The 20269-nt window shown below is 59.7% G+C and carries 17 protein-coding genes and 1 pseudogene; 11 read left to right on the plus strand and 7 right to left on the minus strand.

Annotation, left to right across the window (positions count from 1 at the left end):
- Window positions 1-1251, minus strand: a pseudogene (locus QZR14_RS25840) (hypothetical protein); the annotation flags it as partial.
- A gap of 264 nt (window positions 1252-1515) precedes the next feature.
- On the opposite strand from QZR14_RS25840, the gene QZR14_RS25845 reads away from it, so the two are divergent.
- Entirely contained in the window at window positions 1516-2034 is a 519-nt protein-coding gene (locus QZR14_RS25845) for a GNAT family N-acetyltransferase (protein WP_311998078.1), read from the plus strand.
- Window position 2035: 1 nt separating this feature from the next.
- On the opposite strand, the gene QZR14_RS25850 is transcribed toward QZR14_RS25845, so the two are convergent.
- Complete coding sequence (locus QZR14_RS25850) at window positions 2036-2728, minus strand: aspartate/glutamate racemase family protein (protein ID WP_311998079.1); 693 nt, start codon at window positions 2726-2728, stop codon at window positions 2036-2038.
- A 213-nt stretch (window positions 2729-2941) separates the two neighbouring features.
- On the opposite strand from QZR14_RS25850, the gene QZR14_RS25855 reads away from it, so the two are divergent.
- Window positions 2942-3433 (plus strand): hypothetical protein, encoded by a 492-nt coding sequence (locus QZR14_RS25855; RefSeq protein WP_311998080.1) that lies wholly within the window; start codon window positions 2942-2944, stop codon window positions 3431-3433.
- Between the two features lie 193 nt (window positions 3434-3626).
- Here QZR14_RS25855 and QZR14_RS25860 read toward each other — a convergent pair whose 3' ends face one another.
- Window positions 3627-3845, minus strand: coding sequence for a cbb3-type cytochrome c oxidase subunit 3 (locus QZR14_RS25860; RefSeq protein ID WP_250604904.1), 219 nt, complete (start codon window positions 3843-3845; stop codon window positions 3627-3629).
- Window positions 3846-3863: 18 nt separating this feature from the next.
- The gene (ccoN, locus tag QZR14_RS25865) at window positions 3864-5291 is read right to left on the minus strand and encodes a cytochrome-c oxidase, cbb3-type subunit I (RefSeq protein WP_311998081.1); all 1428 of its coding nucleotides are present in this window, start codon (window positions 5289-5291) and stop codon (window positions 3864-3866) included.
- A gap of 277 nt (window positions 5292-5568) precedes the next feature.
- Between ccoN and QZR14_RS25870 the strand changes: the two genes are divergently transcribed.
- From QZR14_RS25870 to QZR14_RS25885, 4 genes are all read left to right on the plus strand, one after another.
- Entirely contained in the window at window positions 5569-7242 is a 1674-nt protein-coding gene (locus tag QZR14_RS25870) for a nitrite/sulfite reductase (protein ID WP_311998082.1), read from the plus strand.
- Window positions 7239-7718, plus strand: a complete 480-nt coding sequence (locus QZR14_RS25875; protein ID WP_250604911.1) for a DUF934 domain-containing protein — start codon at window positions 7239-7241, stop codon at window positions 7716-7718. The genes QZR14_RS25870 and QZR14_RS25875 overlap by 4 nt, the downstream gene beginning before the upstream one ends.
- Window positions 7719-7937: 219 nt before the next feature.
- Window positions 7938-8912, plus strand: a complete 975-nt coding sequence (locus tag QZR14_RS25880) for a hypothetical protein (protein WP_311998083.1) — start codon at window positions 7938-7940, stop codon at window positions 8910-8912.
- A gap of 497 nt (window positions 8913-9409) precedes the next feature.
- A complete protein-coding gene (locus QZR14_RS25885) occupies window positions 9410-10084 on the plus strand; it encodes a DUF3313 domain-containing protein (RefSeq protein WP_250604915.1) in 675 nt (224 codons plus the stop codon).
- A gap of 49 nt (window positions 10085-10133) precedes the next feature.
- On the opposite strand, the gene QZR14_RS25890 is transcribed toward QZR14_RS25885, so the two are convergent.
- A complete protein-coding gene (locus QZR14_RS25890; protein WP_311998084.1) occupies window positions 10134-11132 on the minus strand; it encodes a DUF3829 domain-containing protein in 999 nt (332 codons plus the stop codon).
- Window positions 11129-12748 (minus strand): J domain-containing protein, encoded by a 1620-nt coding sequence (locus QZR14_RS25895; protein ID WP_311998085.1) that lies wholly within the window; start codon window positions 12746-12748, stop codon window positions 11129-11131. Before QZR14_RS25895 ends, QZR14_RS25890 begins: the two co-directional genes overlap by 4 nt.
- A gap of 639 nt (window positions 12749-13387) precedes the next feature.
- On the opposite strand from QZR14_RS25895, the gene QZR14_RS25900 reads away from it, so the two are divergent.
- On the plus strand, window positions 13388-13756 hold the full coding sequence (locus QZR14_RS25900; protein ID WP_311998086.1) for a DUF6124 family protein: 369 nt from the start codon (window positions 13388-13390) through the stop codon (window positions 13754-13756).
- Window positions 13757-14062: 306 nt separating this feature from the next.
- Window positions 14063-14290 (plus strand): hypothetical protein, encoded by a 228-nt coding sequence (locus tag QZR14_RS25905; RefSeq protein ID WP_311998087.1) that lies wholly within the window; start codon window positions 14063-14065, stop codon window positions 14288-14290.
- 89 nt (window positions 14291-14379) lie between these two features.
- Here QZR14_RS25905 and QZR14_RS25910 read toward each other — a convergent pair whose 3' ends face one another.
- Window positions 14380-14805, minus strand: coding sequence for a YciI family protein (locus QZR14_RS25910; protein ID WP_311998088.1), 426 nt, complete (start codon window positions 14803-14805; stop codon window positions 14380-14382).
- 337 nt (window positions 14806-15142) lie between these two features.
- Here QZR14_RS25910 and tpx point away from each other — a divergent pair, with 337 nt between their 5' ends.
- The 3 genes from tpx to QZR14_RS25925 all read left to right on the plus strand — a co-directional run bounded on the left by tpx (window position 15143) and on the right by QZR14_RS25925 (window position 20224).
- Window positions 15143-15643, plus strand: a complete 501-nt coding sequence (gene tpx, locus QZR14_RS25915) for a thiol peroxidase (RefSeq protein WP_007914372.1) — start codon at window positions 15143-15145, stop codon at window positions 15641-15643.
- 175 nt (window positions 15644-15818) lie between these two features.
- Window positions 15819-17126, plus strand: a complete 1308-nt coding sequence (locus QZR14_RS25920; protein ID WP_250604926.1) for an MdtA/MuxA family multidrug efflux RND transporter periplasmic adaptor subunit — start codon at window positions 15819-15821, stop codon at window positions 17124-17126.
- Window positions 17123-20224, plus strand: coding sequence for an MdtB/MuxB family multidrug efflux RND transporter permease subunit (locus QZR14_RS25925; RefSeq protein WP_311998089.1), 3102 nt, complete (start codon window positions 17123-17125; stop codon window positions 20222-20224). Before QZR14_RS25920 ends, QZR14_RS25925 begins: the two co-directional genes overlap by 4 nt.
- The last annotated feature ends 45 nt before the right edge of the window (window positions 20225-20269 follow it).

A 20269-nucleotide genomic window follows, 5' to 3' on the forward strand; every position in this document is an offset into this window, starting at 1 on the left:
AACGAAGGATTTATCGAATGGAATTTTCAGGCGTATCTGGGCCAGTGTGGGGTCGAGTGCACCGGAATCCTCATCCAGCACGTCCGGCGCGGCCAGCCGCTGGACTTCGCCGATGGCGCGGATGAATTGGCTTTTGGATTTCAGCTCGGCGGAGCCGTCGGCTTTTTTCAGACGGTAAGACAAGGTGATCTGGGACTTGGCCAACTGGCGCAGCACGGCGTTGGGGACCTTGATTTCAATAACGCTCGGCACGCTGGTCAAAGCAGTGCCTTCTACTTCCAGATCAATCGGCGCGCCTTCGACCGGCGTGCCCTTGATCCTGATGAACGGGATGTCACCGATTTTGAAGTTGGTCGTGTCTATGGCGATGATTTGCACGGTGCCATCGGCGTCGCCCAGTTTGTCGACGTCCAGCACATTGTTTACCGTTTCCTTGAGTAACGGCGCGATCAGGCGAGTCGCATCAACAGCCACCACCACACGCTGTTCGGGGCTCCAGTCCTCGGAACGGTTGAAGACCTTGTCGTACACCTCGAACACCACGGCTACACCGGGAGAGTTTGCATCACCGGCATCACCGGCCTCTTTTATGATCGCTTCCTTGACGGTGATGACGATCGGCGCCTTGCCTTCGGCTTGTTCCTGAGTCAGTGGATCACTGGGCACGAAGATCCCGCCCCAACTCACGCGACACATATCGCCGTCTGCAGCGTTGGGATAGGGCGGTGTGCCGTCAGCCTTGCCAATGCTGATTGGCACGCCATCGGCCACGTTGTCCTTGTCGATGCCGCCGTCAAGAATCTCCTGGGGAATGATCATGATCAGCTTGGAATGCCCGCCGTCACCGTTGTCATCATGGCCGCCCGGGCGCGTCAGCTTGACCAGCACCTGCATGACTTCGGACGGTTCATCTTTGCTGGCGCCCAGCGGCTTGACGGAATAGGACACCGCAAACACGCCATCGACCATGTGCCGGGGAGGCACGAACATGCGCAGTTGCGTGTTGACCTCGTCCTTGTTGACGGTTTCCACCCAGGCGTTCTGCCCGGTGCCCCAAAAGATCGTCAACCTGTCGCCTTCCGCCATGTTGCCCCACGGCCCCGCCTGGCAACGCAGGCCATGAAGCGGAAAGTTGCCCAGCGCCGCAGCGATGTTGATGCCCCAGACATCGGGATCCGTCGACACCGGGTCTTTGCTGCGACCGGGGATGTCGAGTTCCTCGAGGAGCATAGGTTCGATGGGGTTGGACATGGCGCTGACTCCGTGGCGGGAAGATGACGGAGTGATTGAACGGCGAAACGGCAGAATGCGCACCTGTCAGATCTGACAGGTGCGCGCTGAAATCCGACATACGGTATGGAGTAGGGAGGGCATCCGTTTTCTTCCAATCAATGAAACCGGCGACCGAACAATTGCTTTCGTGAGCAGGCTCGCTCCTGCCGTTTTCGCTCTCGCCAGACGGGTCAGGTGCGGTTTAGAGTGATCAGCCACACATCGATCCAGGAAGGATCCGCCATGCCAGACCACAACCCCGCCATCTACCTCGAGCGTTTCAACGAATCACACGTAGAGGCTGTCACCGCGCTGTACAACGATCCAGCTGTGGCTCGGCAGGTATTGCAGATGCCGTTTCAGTCCGTCGAGGTCTGGCGTCAGCGGGTGTTGGCGGATAACGAGCGGGCGGTGAAACTGGTGGCGCTGCATCAGGGCGTGGTGATCGGTCATCTTGGCCTGGAACATTATTCGCGGATCCGCCGCAGCCACGCCGGCAGTTTCGGTATGGGCGTTGCGGTGGCGTGGCAGGGCAAAGGCGTGGGGTCGACATTGTTGGCGGCGGCGCTGGAGGTGGCCGACAACTGGATGAATCTGCATCGCGTTGAACTCACGGTGTATGCCGACAACGAAGCGGCCATCGGCCTCTACCGCAAGTTCGGTTTCGAGACCGAAGGCCTGTTTCGCGATTACGCGGTGCGCGACGGGCAATGGGTCGACACCTTGAGCATGGCCCGTCTGCGCAGTCTTGCAAAATCCTGAGTCAGTCGCCCAAAGCGAACGCCACCGCCGACTGTGCATGCAGTTCGGTGGTGTCGAGCAGGGGCAGGGAGCTGTGTTCGGGGTTGACCAACAGGCCGATTTCCGTGCAACCGAGGATGATTGCCTGCGCGCCGCGTGCGGTGAGGGATTCGATCACCCGCTGATAGATCTGCCGCGACTGATCGCTGATCACGCCGACACAGAGTTCGTCATAGATGATCCGGTGCACGTCCTTGCGCTCGGTTTCGTCCGGCACCAATACCGTCAAACCCTGGGCAATCAAACGTTGCTTGAGAAAGTCCTGTTCCATGGTGAACGCTGTGCCAAGCAGGCCAACCGTGTGCGCATCAATGGCCAAGGCCGCCTGCGCGGCCGGTTCGGCAATGTGCAGAAACGGAATGCTGATCGCCGCCTGAATCTGTTCGGCAACCTTGTGCATGGTGTTGGTACACAGAACCACACATTCGGCGCCGCCGGCTTCTAGCCTGCGCGCAGCGTCCACCAGAATCGCGGCGGCATCGTCCCAGCGCCCGGCGTGCTGGGCCTGTTCGACAGGGCCGAAGTCGACGCTGTGCATCAGCAACTGCGCCGAGCGCAACGGGCCGAGACGGTCACGGACTTGCTGATTGATGAGTCGATAGTATTCGGCGCTGGATTCCCAGCTCATGCCGCCGATCAGGCCGATGGTGCGCATTGGATGTCCTCAGGCAAATGTCAGTGTCGAGCGTTCAGGTCTGCCCGGAGTTTCCTGTTGTTCAGGCGCCGATGCCAGCAAACAAGTGACTGTACTGCTGAAGTTTCACCCAAGTGTCATGGTGCTTCATCGGGCTTGCTGCAGCTTAATCGTACGCAGCGGCTGGTATCTGCCACTATCGAGTATTGCAGGTCCTTTCCGAGGAACACCGCTATGGACGACGTACAACAACTGGGCGAGATGCTTCGTCATTACGCCGAGAGCGAAGCACACAAGAAGCAACTGTTCGAGACGCAATCGGCCGCTTGGGCCACGCGGATTACTGCGCTGTTCGGCGATATTCAGCAATGGCTGGAGCCGGTGCAGGCGCCGAATCTGCTGGAGGTGAGTCGCGAGGCGTATGTCGCGTTCGGGCCGAGTGCACCGGTGGAAACCTCGACCTTCAAAACCGAGAAGCTGAGCATTGTGATTGCCGGCAAACCGGTGGAGTTTGTGCCGGATGTGATGGGCAGCGCGGGACAGATCTCGCTTGCGGTGATGGGGCTGACGGCGGCGCGTTATGGCAGCATTTCGCTGGTGGGATTGGCGAATGGTGAGTGGCAGTGGCGCAAGACCAATGGTTTGAAGGATCCGGATACGTTTGCCTTTGACGCCAACTTTCTTGCCCAGCAGTTGCAGAGCCTGATTCCTCGAGATCGCGGTTAAGATCAAGGGCTCACCCCCTCACCCCAGCCCTCTCCCCCAAGGGGGGCGAGGGGGAAAGGGAGCCGATCTTCATTGTTTTTGAGATTGCATTCACCCGAGATATTTCAGGTCGGCGCATCGCGTATAAACAACTCGGTCAGTTCCCTCTCCCTCTGGGAGAGGGCTAGGGTGAGGGCAGCCCGACTGACACACCTCACATATCAAGATTCACCCACCCCGGCTTCGCCACCTCGGGCGCCACCGCTTTCACAGTCTTGCCAGTAGCCAGCTCCACCCGCCGCGCCACCTCCGGATCATCGGCAAACGGCACCATGCTCGCTTCCTCCAGACTGTCCGCCGTCTCCCGTCGCAAGCAGTACTCCACCGCCAGCCACAGAAACACCACCCCCAACACATCAAAGAAAATCTCCATCACGAGCGGCTCCCTGCCTCAGGCGATCTGCGCTTCACTGCGCGCCAGTGCAACGTCGGCAACCCGCACCGTGCGCCAGACGTTGTAAGCCATCAGCAACATCCCGGTAAGGAAGAACACCCCGCCGGCAAAGCGCACGATGAACCCCGGGTGACTGGCCTGCAGCGCCTCGACGAAGGAATAAGTCAGCGTGCCGTCCTCGTTGATCGCCCGCCACATCAAGCCCTGGGTGATGCCGTTGACCCACATCGAAGCGATGTAGAGCACCGTGCCGATGGTCGCCAGCCAGAAGTGCAGGTTGATCAGCGGTGTGCTGTACATCTGCTCGCGGCCGAAGACTTTCGGCACCATGTGATAGGTCGCGCCGAAGGTGATCATCGCCACCCAGCCCAACGCGCCGGCATGGACGTGGCCGATGGTCCAGTCGGTGTAGTGGGAGAGGGCGTTGACGGTTTTGATCGCCATCATCGGCCCTTCAAATGTCGACATGCCGTAGAACGCCAGCGACAGCACGAGGAAGCGCAGGATCGGGTCGGTGCGCAACTTATGCCAGGCACCGGACAAGGTCATCATGCCGTTGATCATCCCGCCCCAGCTCGGCGCCAGCAGGATCAGCGACATGGCCATGCCCAGCGACTGCGCCCAGTCCGGCAGCGCGGTGTAGTGCAAATGGTGCGGGCCGGCCCAGATGTACAGGGTGATCAGCGCCCAGAAATGCACGATCGACAAGCGATACGAATACACCGGCCGATTGACCTGTTTCGGCACGAAGTAATACATCATCCCGAGGAACCCGGTGGTCAGGAAGAAACCCACCGCGTTGTGCCCGTACCACCACTGCACCATCGCATCGGTGGCGCCGGAATACACCGGATACGACTTGAACCAGTCCACCGGAATCGACAGGTGATTGACCACGTGGAGCATGGCAATCACCAGAATGAACGCGCCGAAAAACCAGTTGCCAACGTAGATGTGCTTGGTCTTGCGCTGCACCACGGTGGTGAAAAACACGATCGCGTAAGCGACCCAGACCACGGCCATCCACACCGCGCCGGAGAATTCGATCTCGGCGTATTCCTTGGTGGTGGTGTAGCCCAGCGGCAGGGTCACCAGCATGATCACGATCACCGATTGCCAACCCCAAAAAGTGAAGGCGGCGAGCTTGTCCGAGTACAGCCGCACTTGGCAGGTACGCTGTACCGCGTAGTAACTGGCGGCGAATTGCGCACTGCCGGCGAAACCGAAAATCACCAGGCTGGTGTGCAGCGGGCGCAAGCGGCCGAAGGTGGTCCACGGCAGGTCCAGATTCATTTCCGGCCATACCAGTTGCGAGGCGATCAATACGCCCATCGCCATGCCCACCACACCCCAGAAAATCGTCGCAATGACGAATTGGCGGACGACCTTGTAGTTGTAAGCCTGTCCGATTGTTGCTGTGCTCATGGTCAGTTCATCCACGGTTGCAAAGTCTTGCCAGGCCACCCGGTCTGGCATGAGCTGCACTGTAGAAACCCCGTCAGAAACAAAACAGGCTCAGGAATCTTTCATTTGTGCGGATCAGATTGAATGGCTGGCTGCGGCGTTCTGCCGCGCCCTGATATGGTTTTTATGCGTTCAGGTGAATCTGTAACGTGCTGCGCTGCTTCGTCATAGTGCTCTGAAGAAAACTGTGGGAGCGAGCAGGCTCGCTCCCACAGGAATAACTGATGAGGTGGCAGGCATGTATCAATACGATGATTACGACCGGGCGCTGGTGTTCGAGCGTGTTGCGCAGTTTCGCGATCAGGTCGCGCGCTTCATGGCTGGGGAATTGAGCGAAGAGGAGTTCCTGCCGCTGCGCCTGCAAAACGGCCTGTACCTGCAAAAGCACGCCTACATGCTGCGCGTGGCGATTCCCTACGGCACGTTGAGCGCCGAGCAGATGCGCACCTTGGCGAGCATCGCCAGCGATTACGATCGCGGTTACGGCCACTTCACCACACGGCAGAACCTGCAGTTCAACTGGATCGAACTCGCCGAGGTGCCGGACATCCTCGAACGCTTGGCGCAGGTCAACATGCATGCAATCCAGACCTCCGGCAACTGCGTGCGCAACATCACCACCGAGGCATTCGCCGGGGTCGCGGCGGACGAGTTGATCGACCCGCGCCCGTTGGCCGAAATCCTCCGGCAGTGGTCGACGATCAACCCGGAATTCCTCTTTCTGCCGCGCAAATTCAAGATCGCCATCTGCTCGGCGAAACAGGATCGCGCGGCAATCATGATGCACGACATCGGTCTGTACCTTTACCCCGGCCGCGACGGGCAGATGCTCCTGCGAGTGATCGTCGGTGGTGGTTTGGGGCGCACGCCGATCCTCGGTTTGCAGATCCGCGAGGGCTTGCCGTGGCAGCATTTGCTGTCATACGTCGAAGCCGTGTTGCGCGTGTACAACCGCCACGGCCGGCGCGACAACAAGTACAAGGCGCGGATCAAGATTCTGGTCAAGGCGCTGGGCATTGAGGCGTTTGCCAAGGAAGTCGAAGAGGAATGGCAACACCTCAAGGACGGCCCGGCGCAGTTGACCGAGGCCGAATACCAACGGGTCGCCAGCGCCTTCTTGCCCCCGGTTTATCACACCCTGGCCGACACCGATCTGGACTTCGGCACGCGCCTGGCCGAAAGCCCGGCGTTCGCCCGTTGGGTCGCGCGCAATGTGCAGCCGCACAAAGTGCCGGGCTACACCAGCGTGGTGCTGTCGACCAAACCGGGCATGGCGTCGCCGCCGGGGGACGTCACCGCTGTGCAGATGCTCGCAGTCGCTGACTGGTCGCAGCGTTTCGGTTTTGGCGAGATTCGCATCGCCCATGAACAGAACATTGTCCTGCCCGACGTGGCGAAAACCGACCTCTATGCGCTGTGGCAACTGGCGTGCAAACACGATCTGGGCAGCGCCAACGTCGGCCTGTTGACCGACATCATCGCCTGCCCCGGAGGCGATTTCTGTGCGTTGGCCAACGCCAAATCGATTCCGGTCGCGCAGGCGATTCAGGCGCGTTTCGATAACCTTGATTACCTGCACGATTTAGGCGATATCAGCCTGAATATCTCTGGCTGCATGAACGCTTGCGGACATCACCACATCGGCAATATCGGCATCCTTGGCGTCGATAAGAACGGCAGCGAGTGGTATCAGATCACCCTCGGCGGCGCCCAGGGCAAAAACAGCGCATTGGGTAAAGTCATCGGCCCTTCGTTCAGCGCCGCCGAGGTGCCGCAGGTGATCGAGCGGATCATCGGCACGTTTGTGCGCTATCGCGAGCACGAGGAACTGTTTGTCGACACCGTCGCGCGGATTGGCCTGGAGCCGTTCAAGGAGCGGGTTTATCCGAAGACGCTGGAGGTGTCGGCATGAACAACCTGTTGCGACTGGAGCAGGGTGTGGCGCGGATCGTGACGGACGATCCGTGGACGCTGGTGCGCGACCCGTCAACGCCGAGGCCCGACGGGTTGCTGATGCTGCCGCTGGCGCATTGGCTGCAATCACCGTCGACCCACGCCGTGTGGCTCGGCCCGGACGATGAGGTGGAAAGCCTGGTGCCGTGGCTGGGCTCGTTGCCGCTGATTGCGCTGGACTTCCCGAGTTTTCGTGATGGCCGCGCTTACAGTCAGGCGTATCTGTTGCGCAGTCGTTTTGGTTGGGCAGGGGAGTTGCGCGCGATTGGCGATGTGCTGCGTGATCAGCTCAGCCATATGCGCCAGTGCGGTTTTGACAGTTTTGCCGTGCGTGAGGACAAGTCAGCTGAGGATGCACTGAAAGGATTGGCCGGGATGAGCGTGCTGTATGGGCGCTCAGTCATCGAACCACGTCCGCTTTTCCGTCGGCGTTGACGGTTAAAAAGATCGCAGCCTGCGGCAGCTCCTACACGGATTCCACGGTAGGAGCTGCCGCAGGCTGCGATCTTTTGATCTTCGATGTACACCGGGGAAACCCCTAGAAACCTGATGAATCGGGCATTTTCCCTTGGGTCGATGGTGGCCTTTTGGTAGAGTCGCCGTCGCCAGCGGGTTTTCGGCTGGACGATGGAACCGAAGAAGGGAGTCTGATCAGTGAGTCCGGGCAAAAATATCCTCGGCCTCACAGCGGTGCTTTTGATGCTGACGCTGTGGGCCAGTTACTTTTACGTATTCAAGGAAAACCGCGACGGCCAGCTCGGCGGTGTCGGCGAAAGCACCGCGTGGTGTGGCACGCCACCGTCCACGGAAGCGGCGTTGCTGGGCAAGGATCAACTGACCTTGCGCGTCACCAACAACCTGCGCGGCGAGTTCATGCTCAGCGGTTCCCTGGTGGTTTCGGAACGCACCTTCAACCGTTACGACCTGAGCCGCAACGAACTGCGCCTGCGTCTGGAGCCGTTGCAGTGGTCCTACGGCGTCACGCCGATCTTCCTTGAGCAGGTCAAGGTGCAGCCGCTGAGCCGCAACCTGTCGGCCACCAACAAAAGCGCCTACGCCGAACTTGAACCGCGCCCGATCGGTGTGCAGGGTCAAGTCACCGAATTCCCTTTCGACACCTATCGCTACGGCTATAAACCGGTGCTCTATTACCTCAAGGGCAGCGAACGCGTCGACCTGCGCTTCAAGAACATCACTACGCTGATGGAGATGTCCAACACCTTCACGCCGATCCAGAAGTACAACCGCGTCGACTACATCAACGAGAAAAACTCGATGATCCGCGACGAGGATTACAAGGCTTACGGGCCGCACGAGTGTGCCTTCAGCGTCGAGCGCAAGGGTTCGTTCAAGGTTGTCGTGTTATTGCTGCTGCTGGTGCTGTGCCTGCCATTGCTGCTGGTGTTTTACCGTAATGAGCCGGGGATCGACTTCCTTGCCACGTTGTTGGGCGCTGCGATTGTACGGGTGTTGCTGATCGGGCCGGTGCAGGACTTCCAGCTGTACAACATCGATTTTCTGTTGGGCGCGGCGATTTTGCTGGTGGGCACGGTGTCGCTGATCAAGGCGATGCACATCAACAGTCGGCGGGAGATGGCGTTGCGAAGCGGTGAGACTTCTTCCTGGTAATGGGGTGAACCCTGAAAAGCCCCTCACCCTAACCCTCTCCCGGATGGAGAGGGGACTGACCGTGGGATATTGGAGAGATTGACCGACCTGAACGATTGGCTTTGAATCCATAGTCGACTCTATTTTTCAGGTCGATGTACCTCGCCAGACAACTCGGTCGGTCCCCTCTACCTCTGGGAGAGGGCTAGGGTGAGGGAAGACAATCTCCACCAATCACTTAAGCGCCGGCCCCCCCATATTCATCTTCTTCCACCCCGCAACAGCACCTGCGGGCGTTCTCGCTCGGCTTGCTCCAGTGCAGCGGATTCTTGAAGCTCACGCAATGGCCGGGCGCTCGATGCTGCGGTGCCGAATGCTCGACAGCTGCCAAATCACGCTGGTAATCCGCCGCGCAGCCTTGCGTGAATATTGTGCTTTGCCATCGCAATTGCTGGGGTATTAGCTATACCTGTATCTCCCCCGGGCAAAGTTTTTGGCCTTCTGACAGGAGTTACAGCATGAAGCTAGCAGTGATGATGGGCACTCTGTGCATTGCCACCGTCGCAATGGTGGGTTGTTCCAGCAAAACCGTCGACCCGAAAGAGTACTCAGGCTTCCTCAAAGACTACAGCCAGCTCAAGGAGGCCAAATCCCCGTCTGGTGCCGAGGTGATGCGCTGGATCGATCCGAAGGTCGACGTCAAGAAATTCACCAGTGTGTACATCGAGCCGACCCAGCTCTATCCGAAACCGCAACCGACCGCGAAAATCTCCCAGCAGACCCTCAATGGCATCACCTCCTACTACGATCAGGCGCTCAAGCGTGAGATCGGCAAGGACTTGCCGTTGGCCACCGGCCCCGGCCCGGGTGTGATTGTGGTGCGTGCGGCGATCACTGCCGTGAGCAGCTCGACCGAAGGCCTGCACGCTTATGAGGTGATTCCGATCGCCCTGGTCGCCGCAGCGGTCAGTACCGCCAGCGGTATCCGCGATCAGGAAACCACCCTGGCCACCGAAGCGGTGTTTCTCGATGGCGCGAATAACAAGGTCGTCGCGCAAGTGGTGCGCAAAGGCACCGGCAAGCCGCTGGAAAATGATTCGCAGGCAATGACCGCGAATGACGTCAAACCGGTGATCGATGGCTGGGCCTCGGACCTGCGTCAGTCGTATCTGAAGCTCAAGGCTGCCAAATAAGTGGCCCCGGCCGGATTGTCCGCGAGGACTGTCCGGCCGGTGCAGCTCTTCAGAAATTGGCGCGTGCCTGACGGTTGTAGTGGCTGAGCAGGGCGTCGTAACCACGGGTGACGGCGTAGTAGTCGTCGCTCAAACGTTGCGGTTCGGCGTGGTCCTGCCAGTCTTTGTGCAGGGTGTTGAGGGCGTCGAGATAGTGCTGCGCTGGCTCATTGATGTGTCGCCAAAGCTCGCGCGCGTCATCGTCCTTGTTTCGGAAACCCGGCTCACGCGGGCCGATGAAGGGCCCACGGCGATTCCACGCCAGTTGCAGATCGGCGGTGGTGTCGGCCACGGCTTGTGGGGTCAGGGTCCGATGTTTCATCCGGTCTTCCAGCAATTCCAGTGTCTCTCGGGCTTGAATCATGTAGGCCAGCAGCGACCAGTGGATCTCCTTGCCCATGCGCGCATCCAGTCGTTTCAGTTGTTCGCTGCGCTGGGCCACATCGAGCGCCACCAGGTCGTGCCTCAGTGCAGTCGACGTCCGGAGATAGTCAGCGATGGCGCTCTGGTAGCGCTCCCGGTAGGCCCCCGACGGGTTCGGGAACACGGAAACGAAGCTTGCACTTCTATCGAATCGTGAGGGCATCGACACCGTTGCCACGCCTTGCAGCGCTTTCGCATAGTCACGGGAGCGTTGTGAGAGTTCCGGTTGATAGCCCAGCAGATCGAGCTTCAGGTTCATGTTGGAAAGACAGACATCCTTTTGGATGTCCTGCACGATGCGCGCATCGCTGTCTTCGAAGTCCCGTGGCTCGGGGACCCAATTAGCGGCGGAATAATCCTTGGGCGGTTTCGGGTTTTTGTATTGCTCATAGGCCACCTGCCAATGCACGTCGACACGGTTGACGCAGGTGATGATCGGACTAAGCGCGTTGGCCTGAGCCGTGACGGGCGCATCGCGATTGTCCAGCCACAGATCGAGTTGCAGGAAGGGCGTGGTTGCCCCTGACAATCCCATCACCAGCAGCGCGATCAGCAGACCACTGACAAACATCGTTCTCGAACTCATGGTTTTGCCTCCGCGCCATACCACTGCTCACGGGTGGCTGGCGCACCGCAGTCGGCCGCGCTGGCGGGCAGGCGACTGCACAAACGCTCAGCCCAGGGTTGCAGTCCCTGATTGCGAGTCACCGTGTCTTGACTGGCGATCACATTGAGCACGCCGAGCAAGATCACCAGGGCGACAACGCCGAGTACCGCCAGACAAATTTTCAGCAGGGGATGGCGTTGCTCCCAGGATACGTGTGGTTCGATCTGGCGCCGCCGAACCAGACCGACGACCGCTAACGTAGTCGCATAGACCGCGCCGCCGACAGGGCCGAAAAGCCAACTGAGGCCGGTCACCATCAGCGCACAGGGAATCAGGTCACGAAGTACACCAAATGGCGCCACGATCCCCGGACACAGCCGCGCACTGAGCCAGTCATCCAGCAGCCAATAACGGTGCGCCAGATCGTGGGCCAGCCAATTGAGGCCGGCGGCAATTACGCCAAACACCACGATCGACACCATGAAAATATTGAACAGGCCGGTGACGCGCAGCCCCAGCGGGATGAAGTGAGCAAAGGCCCCGATCAGGCAAGCCAGCACCACGCCAAGGTACGTCGGCCATTCGCCACGGCTCAGCTCCCAGTCGCGCCAGAAGAACGCGGTGCCACCGGGCAACTCCGCGCAGACCTTTGGATGATTGGCATACAGCGCCGAACTCAACTGCCGGCATTGCGCCCAATCGTTCTCGCGCAGGCGCCGGGCCATTGCACGGCGCTGGCTGAACGGGCCGCTGCCGAGCAACAGGCGGGCGGCGCGGTGTTCGGCGGTGGCGGGCGGCTCTTCGGCGAGTTGGCGCTGCTGCGCGAGAAAAAGCGGTGCTTCGTAGCGAGCGGTCAGACGCTTCCATTCATCGGCAGGGCAGCGGTTGGCCGGGCCGGATTGCCAGCCCTGGCCGGCACACACCCGTTCGAAGATATCGGCGGACCAGTATTCGCTGTCCAGCAGCAAGCGGCTCAGGAACAGGTTGAACCACTGCCGGTGTACTTCAGCGTCAAGCCATAGGCATTGGCTGCACTGGGCGTAGGCTTGGAAAAAGGCTTCGCTGTCTTCGCATTCGAGAGCGTCAGCCAGCGGTCGAGTGATGCGCTGGCGTTGTTGCGTCAGCAAATGCTCGATCGATTCCTCGTCCAGTTCCAGGCGCTGCCAGGCACTGAACCAGTGATACGTCTGCACCGCCCAATCGACCATCGGCGCCGATGTTTGCGGGTGCTCGATGCAATGCTGCAGCAGGGTCTCTTCGAGGATATGCGCGCAACCCTGCTCAACGGCGAGGGCATGGCGCTGTTGCAATTGCGCAAGGCTGGTGTCGGCCAGCGAGCGGGTCGCCTGTTGCAAGGCATCGACTTCGACCACGGTCAGGCCGGTCAAGTCCCAGGCCGGTTCATCAGCCTCGTGGTCCTCGCTGACCTGCGCCCATTCCTTGTAATGCAGGGCTTGCTCATAGGCGTCACGCAGGCGCTGGAAGCCTTCGGCGTCTTCGTCCGGGCGGGTCTGTTTGAGCAGGGCAGCGTATTGGCGTTTGATACTGCGCGTATCGGCGTCGGCCGTAAGGCCAAGGACGGTCCAGCAACTCATTGCGTGTACAACTCCATGAAAACCTGCGACGCGGCCCGGTGATGGCACTTTGATTTTGCGCACCCTACCTGTTTCGCGTCGAAAAGTCCTCAGCTGTTGCTTAGTGGCCGACAAACCAGCGGCAGTACAGGGTGCCGGCGTTGCCGGGCATCACCCGCCAACTGACCCTGCAAGCGGACGGCGCAGTGGCGACAGGAGCTGTCGAGTGACACGAGGCTGTGATCTTTTGATCGTATTTTTTAAATGCAAAATCAAAAGTTCGTCCGATCGCGGCCCGAGCATTTGGCAGCTACATGTGCGTATTTCAATTCGGGATGTTTAAAGGTTGTTTCGATTTTGCGGAACGTTCCCACAAGGTTTTCAGGTTGTACGTCGGACGTCGGGTCTCTAGCCTGTGCTCGTCGCTGCCAAATCAGCGACCGGGACTGGAAACCCCGACGGGTATTAGTGGCGCGTACACGCCTTTCATAACGTATCCTTGCGCACTTCGAATGTGTGCACTCCGTTATGGCGGCTGTGCGCGGGGGACCTTCGGGTCGTCCGGGTCGCCGCTGCCCGGGTTTCCAACCTGCGTACAGCTGCCACCTCTTCGACCGGAAACCGAATGGGGCAGCTCCAACTTTCCAGTGGAGTTACACCATGAAAAAACCAACACCCAATCCCCCAGAATCAGACGCCGACACCACATCCCCCTACGCCTCAGTCGACAGTAAAAAACTCCACGAAGCCGCCGACCACGCCCTCGACTACTACCTCAATCCCGCCGCCGGCATCATGTCCAGCGCCAACGAGCCCGAACCCATGTACCTCGCCAATCCCAGGTACAACACCGAATCCCTGCTCGCCAACGCCAGCGAAACCCTAGGCTCGGCCAGCGAAATGCTGATCAACTTCGCCGCCTCGCTGGAAACTTCCCAGCGCAAGACCGCATTGGGCATCGCACAAGTCGTAATGCTGGGCGAACTGGCCGTCAACCAGGCCCTCGATCACGTCGAACTCAAAAACTGATCGCTCTTGAATTGATCGTTGCCACGCTCTGCGTGGGAATGCAGCCCCTGACTCTCTGCGTCAAATTCGCAATTTGGAACGCGGAGCGTCCCGAGAGGCATTCCCACGCAGAGCGTGGTAACGATCAATATTCCGTTTCTGATGGTGTAGGAGTTGTCGAGTGAAAGAGGCTGCTCCAACAAGGGCGCTGGAGATATATACACCCTGTCAGGTATGACAGTTGTGGGTGCAAGGTGATGGGAGTCTGATTGAGTGGTGCGCTTCGTTAAGGGTGGCGCAAATATGATTCGGTGGAGGATGGCGAAGATGGCACTTGCAGGAACAATTGTGTTTTATAGCGCTGAAGAACAAAGCGGACAGCTAATCGTCGATCTGCATCCCGATTTAGATCCCAAGTTCCATTTGTGCGGCGGACGAATGAGTTTCTTCAAAAAAGGGGAAAAGTTTGAAAAAGGTCAGAGGGTTTGGTGCGGGGTTGGAATAACCTCGGAAGGACAGTTGTTCGCCAAGGATGTAAGGTCATACAGTGATTGAAGGAGTTGTCGAAGGCCGCGTTCGTTTGGTGTCTAGAAAGTGACTTCAAAAGATCGCAGCCTTCGGCAGCTCCTACACGGGATACCCGGTTAGCTGTTTTTCTTGGCTTGTTCGCGGACACGTTCTTCCTGTTCCCGCGCTTCAGGGGTGAACTCGGCGCCGAAGTCTTCGGCAGAAAATATCTGGCGGATTTCGATTTCAGACTCGCCGGGCATTGGATTGGGGCAGCGCTTGACCCATTCGATGGCTTCTTCTTTCGATTTCACTTCCCAGATCCAGTAACCGGCTACCAGTTCTTTGGTCTCGATGAACGGCCCGTCGATGACCGTGCGTTTATCACCGGAGAAGTGCACGCGAGCGCCTTTGCTGCTGGGGTGTAAACCGTCGGCATCGATGAGAATGCCGGCCTTGACCAGTTCTTCGTTGAAGTTGCCCATCGCGGTAATCAGCTCTTCGCTGGGCATGATGCCGGCTTCCGAGTCGGCGCTGGCTTTTACAAGGATCATGAAGCGCATGGCGGTTACTCCTTGGAGTTTGGGGGATTCACTGCTTAGTCGAACGGGTCAACGGTGAATCGACAGGGTTTCTAAATAAAAGACCAGTAACACCGCAGAATCCAATGTGGGAGCGAGCCTGCTCGCGAAGACGTCGTCACGTTCAATATTTATGCTGACTGGTCCAACGCTTTCGCGAGCAGGCTCGCTCCCACATGGGAATAGCGCCGGTTTTGTATACAGTTGTTCGCGCAGGCACCCAACAATTTCCAGGCAGGGCATAGGTCGTCGGACCATTTCGTGGTTAACTTCGGCCTCTTGCATGCTTTCCAATCAAAACATCAGAAGGACTCAAGTCATGGCTCAAGTCACCCTTAAAGGCAATCCGGTTCAAGTCAACGGCCAGTTGCCACAAGCCGGTTCCAAGGCGCCAGCCTTTTCTCTGGTTGCCGGCAATCTGTCCGACGTCACCCTGAAAGACTTTGCCGGCAAGCGCAAAGTGCTGAACATTTTCCCAAGCGTCGACACCCCGACCTGCGCCACCTCCGTGCGCAAGTTCAACGCTCAAGCCAACGACATCGCCAACACCGTGGTGCTGTGCATCTCTGCTGACCTGCCGTTCGCCCAAGCGCGTTTCTGCGGTGCCGAAGGCCTGGAAAACGTCCAGAACCTGTCGACCCTGCGCGGTGCCGAGTTCATCGAGAACTACGGCGTGGCCATCGCTGACGGCCCGCTGAAAGGCCTGACTGCTCGCGCCGTTGTGGTACTGGACGAAAACGACAACGTTCTGCACAGCGAACTGGTCAAGGAAATCGCTGAAGAGCCTAACTACGAAGCGGCCCTGTCCGTTCTCAAGTAAGCGCTTTTACAATTGTTAACGGCCTGGCCCTGTCCAGGCCGTTTTCATTTGTGTATCAGTGTTTTGCCTCACACCTTGAAACGTAAGGTGTAAGTAAATTGCCGGTAAAGCTGCTTTGCTAATTCCCCATCAGTGCTTATCGTTCAGCCTCCCGTAGAAGAAGCCCACGCGCCCAATGGTTAATCACTCCATGCAATCGTCCCCCCGTAACTCCCGTCGCTGGCTGATCAGCCTGCTGGTCTTGTTGGTGATCGCCGTTCTGTGCTGGAAATTCTGGCCCGCCGGTTCAGCCCACAAGGAGGGCGCTGACAAGGCGGCGGCCGGGCACACCGGGCGTTCGGGGATGATGCGGCCGGGCTTCGGTGGTGGTAGCGGGCCAATCCCGGTACGCGTGGCGCCAGCAGTCACCGGCGACTTCCCGCTGTATTACAAGGCGCTGGGTACAGTGACCGCTCTCAACACCATCAATGTGCGCAGCCGGGTGGGCGGCGAGCTGGTCAAGATCAATTTCGAAGAAGGGCAGATGGTCAAGGCCGGTGACCTGCTGGCCGAGATCGACCCACGCCCGTACCAGAACGCCTTGCTGCAGGCCGAAGGCACGTTGCTGCAGAATCAGGCGCAACTGAAAAACGCTCAGGTTGACGTCGAGCGTTATCGCGGTTTGTACAAAGAGGACAGCATCGCCAAACAGACGCTGGACACCGCCGAAGCGCTGGTCGGTCAGTATCTGGGCACGGTCAAGACCAATCAGGCCGCAGTCAACGACGCCAAACTCAATCTCGAATTCACCAAGATCCGCGCGCCGATTGCCGGCCGTGTCGGTCTGCGCCAGGTGGACGTCGGCAACCTCGTCACCGCCAACGACACCACCGCCCTTGCGGTGATCACCCAGACCCAACCGATCAGCGTCGCTTTCACCTTGCCGGAAAACAGCCTCGACACCGTGCTCGCCCGCTATCGCAGCGGCGCCAAGCTGCCGGCCGAAGCCTGGGATCGCGGCGACACCAAACTGCAAGCCACCGGCGTACTGCAAAGCCTCGACAACCAGATCGACGTTGCCACCGGCACCCTGAAGTTCAAGGCGCGCTACGACAACCGTGATCAGGCGCTGTTCCCCAACCAGTTCGTCAACGTTCACTTGCTGGCTGACACACTGAAAGGCGTGGTGCTGGCGCCGTCGGCAGCCATCCAGTTCGGCACCAACGGCACCTTCGTCTATGCGCTGGACGGCGACAAGAAAGTCACCATTCGCCAACTGAAGATCGGCGCCAGTGATGGCGAAAACACCGTGGTCACCGAAGGCCTGGCCGCCGGCGACCGCGTGGTGCTGGAAGGCACCGACCGCTTGAAGGAAGGTAGCGAAGTGGAAGTGGTCAACGACAGCAATCAAGTGCCGACCACCCCGACCGAACACCTGCAAGGCAAGTCCGCCGCTCAGACGCCAGACGCTGCGGTCACTGACAAGGCCAAGAAGGGCGCATGAACATTTCGCGGCTGTTTATCCTCCGACCGGTAGCCACCACCCTGAGCATGCTGGCCATTGTTCTGGCCGGTCTGATCGCTTATCGCTTGTTGCCGGTGTCGGCATTGCCACAGGTCGATTACCCGACCATCCGCGTCATGACCCTGTATCCCGGCGCCAGCCCGGACGTGATGACCAGCGCCGTGACCGCGCCGCTTGAGCGCCAGTTCGGGCAGATGCCGGGCCTCACGCAAATGGCCTCGACCAGCTCCGGCGGTGCGTCGGTGCTGACCCTGCGTTTCAGCCTCGACATCAACATGGACGTCGCCGAGCAGCAGGTGCAAGCCGCGATCAACGCCGCGACCAATCTGCTGCCGACCGATTTGCCGGCGCCGCCGGTGTACAACAAGGTCAATCCGGCGGACACCCCGGTACTGACCCTGGCCATCACCTCGAAAACCATGCTGCTGCCCAAGCTCAACGACCTGGTCGATACGCGCATGGCGCAGAAAATCGCCCAGATCAGTGGGGTCGGCATGGTCAGCATTGCCGGCGGTCAACGGCAGGCCGTGCGCATCAAGGTCAACCCGGAGGCGCTGGCTGCCAACAGCCTGAACCTGGCGGACGTGCGTACCTTGATCGGCGCCTCCAACGTCAACCAGCCGAAGGGTAACTTCGATGGCCCGACGCGGGTGTCGATGCTCGATGCCAACGACCAACTGACCTCGCCCGAGGACTACGCCAACCTGATCCTCGCCTACAAGAACGGCGCGCCATTGCGGCTCAAGGACGTGGCGGAAATCGTCGATGGCGCCGAGAACGAGCGCCTTGCTGCGTGGGCCAACCAGAATCAGGCGGTGTTGCTGAACATCCAGCGTCAACCGGGCGCCAACGTGATCGAGGTGGTCGACCGTATCAAGGCACTGCTGCCGAGCATCACCGACAACCTGCCGGCCGGCCTCGATGTCACCGTGCTGACCGACCGTACGCAGACCATTCGCGCCTCGGTCACCGACGTGCAGCACGAATTGCTGATCGCCATCGCCCTGGTGGTGATGGTGACGTTCCTGTTCCTGCGCCGCGCCAGTGCCACGATCATTCCGTCGGTGGCCGTGCCGCTGTCGCTGATCGGCACCTTCGGCGTGATGTACCTGGCCGGCTTCTCGGTCAACAACCTGACCCTGATGGCGCTGACCATTGCTACCGGTTTCGTGGTCGACGATGCCATCGTCATGCTTGAGAACATCGCGCGTTTCATCGAAGAGGGCGACAGCCCGATGCAGGCTGCGCTCAAGGGCGCCAAGCAGATCGGCTTTACCCTGATTTCCCTGACGCTGTCGCTGATCGCGGTACTCATTCCGCTGTTGTTCATGGCCGACGTGGTCGGGCGGTTGTTCCGCGAATTTGCCATCACTCTGGCCGTGGCCATCCTGATTTCGCTGGTGGTCTCGCTGACCCTGACGCCGATGATGTGCGCGCGTCTGCTCAAGCGTGAACCGGAAGAACACGAGCAGGGCCGTTTCTACCGCGCCAGTGGTGCGGTGATTGACTGGATGATCGCCGAGTACGGTCGGATGCTGCGCTGGGTACTCAAGCACCAGCCACTGACCTTGCTGGTGGCCATCGCTACGCTGGGGTTGACCGTGTTCCTCTATATGGTCGTGCCGAAGGGCTTCTTCCCGGTGCAGGACACCGGGGTGATTCAGGGCATTTCCGAGGCGCCGCAGTCGATTTCCTTTGCCGCGATGGGCGAGCGTCAGCAGCAACTGGCGAAAATCATTCTTGAAGATCCGGCGGTGCAGAGCCTGTCGTCCTACATCGGTGTCGACGGCGATAACGCCACGCTCAACAGCGGCCGCTTGCTGATCAACCTCAAGCCCCACGGCGAGCGCGATCTGAGCGCCACTGAAGTGATTGCGCGCCTTCAGCCGCAACTGGACAAACTGGTCGGCATCCGCCTGTTCATGCAACCGGTGCAGGACCTGACCATCGAGGACCGCGTCAGCCGTACCCAATATCAGTTCAGCATGTCCTCGCCGGATTCCGAACTGCTCAGCCAGTGGAGCAGCCGTCTGGTCGAAGCGCTGGCCCGGCAGCCGGAACTGACCGACGTTGCCAGTGATTTGCAGGACAAGGGCTTGCAGGTTTATCTGGTGATCGACCGCGATGCCGCGTCACGCCTTGGTGTCTCGGTGGCGAATATCACCGATGCACTGTACGACGCTTTCGGCCAGCGGCAGATCTCGACCATTTACACCCAGGCCAGCCAGTACCGCGTGGTGCTGCAAGCCCAGGCCGGAGAGAAGATCGGCCCGCAGGCGCTGGACCAGATTCATGTGAAGACCACTGACGGCGCGCAGGTGCGCCTGTCGAGTCTGGCCCATGTCGAAGAGCGGCAGGCGCAATTGGCGATCACCCATATCGGCCAGTTCCCGGCGGTGATGATGTCGTTCAACCTGGCGCCCGGGGTGGCGCTGGGGCATGCGGTCGACATTATCGAACAGGTGCAGAAGGACATCGGCATGCCGGTCGGCGTGCAGACCCAGTTCCAGGGCGCGGCCGAAGCCTTCCAGGCGTCGCTGTCGAGCACCTTGCTGCTGATTCTGGCGGCGGTGGTGACCATGTACATCGTGCTGGGCGTGCTTTACGAGAGCTACATTCACCCGATCACCATTCTCTCGACCTTGCCGTCGGCAGCGGTCGGCGCGTTGCTGGCGTTGCTGCTCAGCGGTAATGACCTGGGCATGATCGCGATCATCGGCATCATTCTGTTGATCGGCATCGTCAAGAAGAACGCGATCATGATGATCGACTTCGCCCTCGACGCTGAGCGCACCCAAGGTATGGCGCCGGAACAGGCGATCTATCAGGCAGCGCTGCTGCGCTTCCGGCCCATTCTGATGACCACGCTGGCGGCGCTGTTTGGTGCGGTGCCGTTGATGCTCGCCACTGGTTCCGGGGCGGAACTGCGTCAGCCACTGGGTCTGGTGATGGTCGGTGGTCTATTGGTGAGCCAGGTACTAACGCTGTTCACCACGCCAGTGATCTACCTGTATTTCGACCGCCTCGGACGGCGCTTTGGCAAGACCAATGCCGACCGCGAAGAGGTGGCGGTATGACTTTGCAAACAGCGCACATTCCTGGTGGGAGCGAGCCTGCTCGCG

It is taken from the genome of Pseudomonas sp. rhizo66 (assembly GCF_031931925.1).
Lineage (GTDB): Bacteria > Pseudomonadota > Gammaproteobacteria > Pseudomonadales > Pseudomonadaceae > Aquipseudomonas.

Excerpts from the sequence above, each read along its gene's own strand:
- QZR14_RS25845 (WP_311998078.1), top strand. The coding sequence starts at position 1,516 with ATGCCAGACCACAACCCCGCCATCTACCTCGAGCGTTTCAACGAATCA.
- QZR14_RS25850 (WP_311998079.1), bottom strand. The coding sequence starts at position 2,728 with ATGCGCACCATCGGCCTGATCGGCGGCATGAGCTGGGAATCCAGCGCC.
- QZR14_RS25855 (WP_311998080.1), top strand. The coding sequence starts at position 2,942 with ATGGACGACGTACAACAACTGGGCGAGATGCTTCGTCATTACGCCGAG.
- QZR14_RS25860 (WP_250604904.1), bottom strand. The coding sequence starts at position 3,845 with ATGGAGATTTTCTTTGATGTGTTGGGGGTGGTGTTTCTGTGGCTGGCG.
- ccoN (WP_311998081.1), bottom strand. The coding sequence starts at position 5,291 with ATGAGCACAGCAACAATCGGACAGGCTTACAACTACAAGGTCGTCCGC.
- QZR14_RS25870 (WP_311998082.1), top strand. The coding sequence starts at position 5,569 with ATGTATCAATACGATGATTACGACCGGGCGCTGGTGTTCGAGCGTGTT.
- QZR14_RS25875 (WP_250604911.1), top strand. The coding sequence starts at position 7,239 with ATGAACAACCTGTTGCGACTGGAGCAGGGTGTGGCGCGGATCGTGACG.
- QZR14_RS25885 (WP_250604915.1), top strand. The coding sequence starts at position 9,410 with ATGAAGCTAGCAGTGATGATGGGCACTCTGTGCATTGCCACCGTCGCA.
- QZR14_RS25890 (WP_311998084.1), bottom strand. The coding sequence starts at position 11,132 with ATGAGTTCGAGAACGATGTTTGTCAGTGGTCTGCTGATCGCGCTGCTG.
- QZR14_RS25895 (WP_311998085.1), bottom strand. The coding sequence starts at position 12,748 with ATGAGTTGCTGGACCGTCCTTGGCCTTACGGCCGACGCCGATACGCGC.
- QZR14_RS25900 (WP_311998086.1), top strand. The coding sequence starts at position 13,388 with ATGAAAAAACCAACACCCAATCCCCCAGAATCAGACGCCGACACCACA.
- QZR14_RS25905 (WP_311998087.1), top strand. The coding sequence starts at position 14,063 with ATGGCACTTGCAGGAACAATTGTGTTTTATAGCGCTGAAGAACAAAGC.
- QZR14_RS25910 (WP_311998088.1), bottom strand. The coding sequence starts at position 14,805 with ATGCGCTTCATGATCCTTGTAAAAGCCAGCGCCGACTCGGAAGCCGGC.
- tpx (WP_007914372.1), top strand. The coding sequence starts at position 15,143 with ATGGCTCAAGTCACCCTTAAAGGCAATCCGGTTCAAGTCAACGGCCAG.
- QZR14_RS25920 (WP_250604926.1), top strand. The coding sequence starts at position 15,819 with ATGGTTAATCACTCCATGCAATCGTCCCCCCGTAACTCCCGTCGCTGG.
- QZR14_RS25925 (WP_311998089.1), top strand. The coding sequence starts at position 17,123 with ATGAACATTTCGCGGCTGTTTATCCTCCGACCGGTAGCCACCACCCTG.